General features: G+C 59.2%; 5 protein-coding genes. 2 read left to right on the top strand and 3 right to left on the bottom strand.

The window, feature by feature from the left end:
* The first annotated feature begins 107 nt into the window (after positions 1 to 107).
* Positions 108 to 1064: an alpha/beta hydrolase gene (locus tag ACEW8G_RS16530; protein ID WP_373489489.1), complete on the top strand. Its 957-nt coding sequence runs from the start codon at positions 108 to 110 to the stop codon at positions 1062 to 1064.
* Positions 1065 to 1331: 267 nt separating this feature from the next.
* On the opposite strand, the gene ACEW8G_RS16535 is transcribed toward ACEW8G_RS16530, so the two are convergent.
* Positions 1332 to 2474 (bottom strand): putative sulfate/molybdate transporter, encoded by a 1143-nt coding sequence (locus ACEW8G_RS16535; RefSeq protein ID WP_373489490.1) that lies wholly within the window; start codon positions 2472 to 2474, stop codon positions 1332 to 1334.
* A gap of 112 nt (positions 2475 to 2586) precedes the next feature.
* Here ACEW8G_RS16535 and ACEW8G_RS16540 point away from each other — a divergent pair, with 112 nt between their 5' ends.
* Entirely contained in the window at positions 2587 to 2796 is a 210-nt protein-coding gene (locus ACEW8G_RS16540; protein ID WP_373489491.1) for a molybdopterin-binding protein, read from the top strand.
* On the opposite strand, the gene ACEW8G_RS16545 is transcribed toward ACEW8G_RS16540, so the two are convergent.
* Both ACEW8G_RS16545 and ACEW8G_RS16550 read right to left on the bottom strand, forming a co-directional pair.
* Positions 2751 to 3575, bottom strand: a complete 825-nt coding sequence (locus ACEW8G_RS16545; protein ID WP_373489493.1) for an ABC transporter ATP-binding protein — start codon at positions 3573 to 3575, stop codon at positions 2751 to 2753. The two genes, ACEW8G_RS16540 and ACEW8G_RS16545, sit on opposite strands and share 46 nt — an antisense overlap.
* The gene (locus ACEW8G_RS16550) at positions 3575 to 4612 is read right to left on the bottom strand and encodes a FecCD family ABC transporter permease (protein ID WP_373489492.1); all 1038 of its coding nucleotides are present in this window, start codon (positions 4610 to 4612) and stop codon (positions 3575 to 3577) included. The genes ACEW8G_RS16545 and ACEW8G_RS16550 overlap by 1 nt, the downstream gene beginning before the upstream one ends.
* Positions 4613 to 4753: the final 141 nt, after the last annotated feature.

Here is a 4753-nt window from a genome sequence, read left to right on the forward strand (position 1 = left end):
GTTTTTCGGCTTTTCTATCGTCTTTGTCTTCAGCGTTGCCATCTCGTTAGCGGGCCTTCTCTGGCGACCAAAACCACTCGATAACAACACCCACGGGACATAAAGCAATGGAACAAGCACCCCTCCATCTGGACATATCGAGCGCCCCTGACAACGGCGTCGCATACTGGACAAGCGCCGCTGATGGGGTGCAGCTCCGCATGGGACTATGGAAGCCTGAAAGGAATAGTCGCGGCACAGTGCTGATATTTCCAGGGCGCGGCGACTACATCGAGCTTTACGGCAATCTGATCACAGAGCTTGAACGGGCCGGATATTCAGCTCTCATCGTTGAATGGCGCGGACACGGCCTGTCAGGGAGAGTTGCCAGGAACCCAAAGGTAGGCCATGTAGAACACTTTTCCGACTACCAACAGGACGTCGCTGCCATGACCGCGGCCGCGCAACAACTGGACGTTCCGCAACCGTGGTACTTGATCGGTCACTCTATGGGGGCTTGCATCGCCCTTCGTTCACTCATCAACGGGCTTGATGTTGAAGCAGCTGCATTTACTGCGCCGATGTTCGACATTCAAATGGCATCATACGAGCGCGTTGCGGCGCGGCCCCTAACCTGGGCTATGCAAGCAATCGGCAAGGGACAAGTTTATGCACCCGGATTTAACGACGACAGCTATGTTTTCCGAAACAAGTTCGAAGCCAACACGCTGACCAATAGCTCTGAGAACTACGAACGCTGGATCATGCAGGGGCGCACGGTCCCGGAATTGCATACTGGCGGGCCAAGCATGAGCTGGCTCTATGCTGCATTGCAGGAAACCCGCAGCCTATCCAAACTTCCTTCGCCGGACATCCCCTGCGTATCGCTATGCGGCGATCAAGAGGAAACCGTCGGGGTTCTTGCAATCCGTGAGCGTATGAGCCGGTGGCCTCAAGGCAAGTTTGAGATTATCGCCAATGCCAAACACGAACTTTTCCTAGAGAAGTCCGATGTTCGGCAGGCCGCCATGGCAAAAATACTCAACTTGTTCGCCAGTTCCTGTCCAAGCTCATCATTATGCTGATGTCTGTTTTTATGGGTTTTAGAGGCGCAAGCCGAGACCTGCTTGGCACCTGATAGGCCCAAGAGGTGAGCCAAGAATACGGCCAGTCTATCCAAATGGTCGAACGATCGAGACTCTGACTGACGAATATCTGAATTGATCGTCGTATTGAAAATAGAGCAGAGCTTCGGTGGCTGATGGGGCGGTACGGGTCAACAGCACTGATGACACAACGATAATCAAGGTTTTGTAATGTAATATGCCAACACTCTTTTGTTCTATGATGCTCTAACGATACGGGAAGATAGAGCGTGAGAGAAGAAATTTACGCAGAACTTCTGCAATCGTGCCTGCAATCAGGCCAGCGAGCGGATTGGCAAAGAAAGTAGTAATTGCCGTGACCGCGATCACAGGTCGGCAGGAAGGCTTCGCGTCGATCAAACGGCGGCTGACAGCGAGTTCAACGGATGCGATCAGCAGCAGCGCGCCCAGAGTGGCGGCGGGAATTGATGAAAGTGCCGAACGTCTCAGTTCCTCTGGTAGCACCACCAAAATCAAAAGTCCGAAACCAAGCATGATCGGTGCCCCGCCGGTCCTTGCGCCAAATCGGTGATGCGCTGTCACCCCGCCCGCGCCGTGACACATCGGCAGGGCACCGAAGGGAGCGAGCAGCAGGTTGGCCGCGCCAGATGTGATGCAGAGCTTTCTAGGCGTCACATGGGCCGCGCGGCCCCCGAAGCTGTCGTTAGCCACCAAGGCCGTTAGGAAGACGGCGTTGGTCAGCGTCAGTGCCAACTGTGGTACGGCGAGGTCGGTGATTGCTACGCGAATATCTGCGAACTGCGGAATTTGCGGCATCCAGCCACCCATATTGGAAACGGGCCCATATGCCGAACCGGGATCGCCAAGCACGTGTCCGAGCGCAACACCGGCGAGGATGGTGACAAGTGCCGCATGAACGCCCCACCTCAGGGCGGCGATGGCCAGACCGAGCGATAGCGCGCCGATGATCATCTGGCCTTGCATCAGCCCGAGGGCGATCCATCCCAGCGACAGTCCCAGACCAAGCTGGAGGCCGGACAGGACAGATTGCGGAACCAGCCGCGCGATCCTGTCGATAATACCGCTCCCCCCGAGGATCAGCAGCGTTGCGCCCATGAACAGGCCGCTGAGCGCAATCGCGTCGGGTGTGATCTCGGTTGCGAGTGCGACGGCGGCGATGGCCTTCATCGGTTGGACGGGGATCGGAAGGCGGTAAATCAGACCCGAGGCGATGTAGAACAGCCCAAAGCCCATCAGAACGTGCTGGGCAGACATCCCGACAAGTGCGATTACGCCAATCGTCAGCGGCAGAAGCGTGCCAATATCGCCCAAGGCACCGTTCACCTCGCGAAGATCAAAGCGAAAACTGGGTTCGGGGTGGTTGCTCATCGCCTGTTCACTTGGTTTGATCGGCGGGCATGTTTTCCAAACCCTCTGAGTTGAAATAACTGTTCCGGATCATACTATACCTTTGAAATCCAATTTGCGGGAGCATTGATGCATGAAGTTGAGCGCACGGAATAAACTTGCGGGGACGATTACGGCGATCGAGACGGGCGCGGTGAACTCTACCGTACAGATCGACATTGGCGGCGGCACGAGCGTAACGGCCATGATTACCAATGCGTCTGTCGAGGATCTGGGGCTTGCGGTCGGCAAGACGGCTTATGCCATCGTCAAGGCGTCGGATGTCATCGTCGGCGCGGACTGACGCACCAGAGACGGCAGGCAGACCTTGCGGCCTGACGTGGTCGTCTCGACTGAAACGGCAATTCCGTAGACAGTGCTGAGGGTGTCCCCGGTTAGCACGTCCTGAGCCGGTCCGTGCGCGCAGGCCTGTCCTCCTTTCATCAACAGTACATATGCATCAAGGGCGAAGGCCTGATCGGGATCGTGCGTCGACAGAACGACGCCGCAGCCTTCGGTCGCCGCAGCATGGGACAGGGCCGAAATATGTGCCAAGACCTGCGCTTGATTTCCGAAATCAAGACTAGCGGTGGGCTCATCCATGACGATCAGCGGGGCCTCCTGCGCCAGGGCGCGCGCGATCAGCACAAGCTGGCGCTGTCCACCGGACAGGCGCGAATAGTCCCGGTGGGCCAGGTCGCCTATGCCAAGACGGTCCATGGCGCTGCGCGCCACTTCCCGGTCGCGTTGGCCGGGCTGCCCAAAGAGGCCAAGTCGCGCCGTGCGGCCCATCAGCACGACCTCTATGGCCTCGAATGGAAAGGGCGGGGCGTGCGCTTGGGGGACATAGGCAATCTGGCGCGCGATTTCGGCGCGGGACTGTGCCGTGATCGGTCTTCCTCCGAGCATCACCGTTCCGGCGAGCGCAGGCAAAAGTCCCAAGAGCGTGCGGAAAAGCGTGGTCTTGCCGCAGCCGTTTGGCCCTAGTAGGCACAGGATGTCCCCACTTCCAAGGCGGAGACTGAGGTCGGAGCCGATCTTGGTTGCGCCGTAGCCTATGGCAAGGTTCCGTGCCTCCAGCATCACGACCACCCGCGCCTGCCACGCGCCAGTAGCCAGACAAAAAACGGTGCCCCGATCACAGCCGTCAGGATGCCCAATGGCACCTCCACCTGCGCGATGGTGCGGGCCAGCGTATCGACGATCAGCAGATACCCCGCGCCGATCAGAACCGATACCGGTAACAATCTTCCAAAGCTGGGACCGACCAGCATCCGCGCGATATGCGGAATGACAAGCCCGACCCAGCCAACGACGCCAGCAAGCGCTGTGACACTCGCCGTGATGAGCGTGGCTGATGCAATCACCAGAAATCGCGTACGACCGACCTCGATCCCTAATGCGCGGGCCTCCTCGTCGCCGAGTGACAGCACGTTGATCTTCCAACGCAGCAGCGCCAGTGGCACAAGCCCGACCAGCACCATCGGCAAAGCGGGCCGGATGTCCTCGGTCGTGATCGCGGCGAGAGAGCCGAGCAACCAGAAAGTGATAGCAGGCAGCTGGTCATAGGGGTCGGCCATCACCTTGAGCAGCGATGTCGCGGCCCCCGCCAGAGCGCCGATCACCACGCCGATCAGCACAAGTGTCAGGGTCCGGTCGGTGTTCTGAACCATCGAAGCGACGAGTGTCACGAAACCCACGGCTACCATGCCGCCGACAAAGGCCGAGGCCTGGATCGCCGCGACGGGCAGCGACAGGAAAATACCAGCCACCGCACCCAGACCAGCCCCAGCCGAAACACCGAGGATATCGGGTGACACGAGCGGATTGCGAAACAAGGCCTGATAGCTGGCCCCGGCGGCGGCGAGTGCGGCCCCGACGAGCAAAGCCGCCGCGACGCGCGGCAGGCGAATGTTCCAGACCACGATCTGTGCCTGGCGGTCACCCCGTCCAACCAGTGCGGCCAATGTCTGGCCCGGTGTCAGCCCGTAGGGACCAATCATCACGGCTCCGAACGCCAGCAGGGCAAGACATATCGTTAATCCGCCCGCCAGTGTCAGGACAGGCTTTGACAGGCCTATTGTGGCGGTCGTCCCTCTGCCCACTCCAGCAACCTCCACGATTGAGCAACCTGTTGTCTGGAAATTCTGCTGAGAGGGGGTCAGGCATCCTGGCATTCCCACTTGATGTAGGCCTTTGTGTCGGAGGCCCATTTGTCGTCGATCTCGACCAGCACGGCGCTGACGAGTCGCAACAGCGCG

This window comes from Blastomonas sp., assembly GCF_041747255.1.
Taxonomy (GTDB): Bacteria; Pseudomonadota; Alphaproteobacteria; order Sphingomonadales; family Sphingomonadaceae; genus Blastomonas.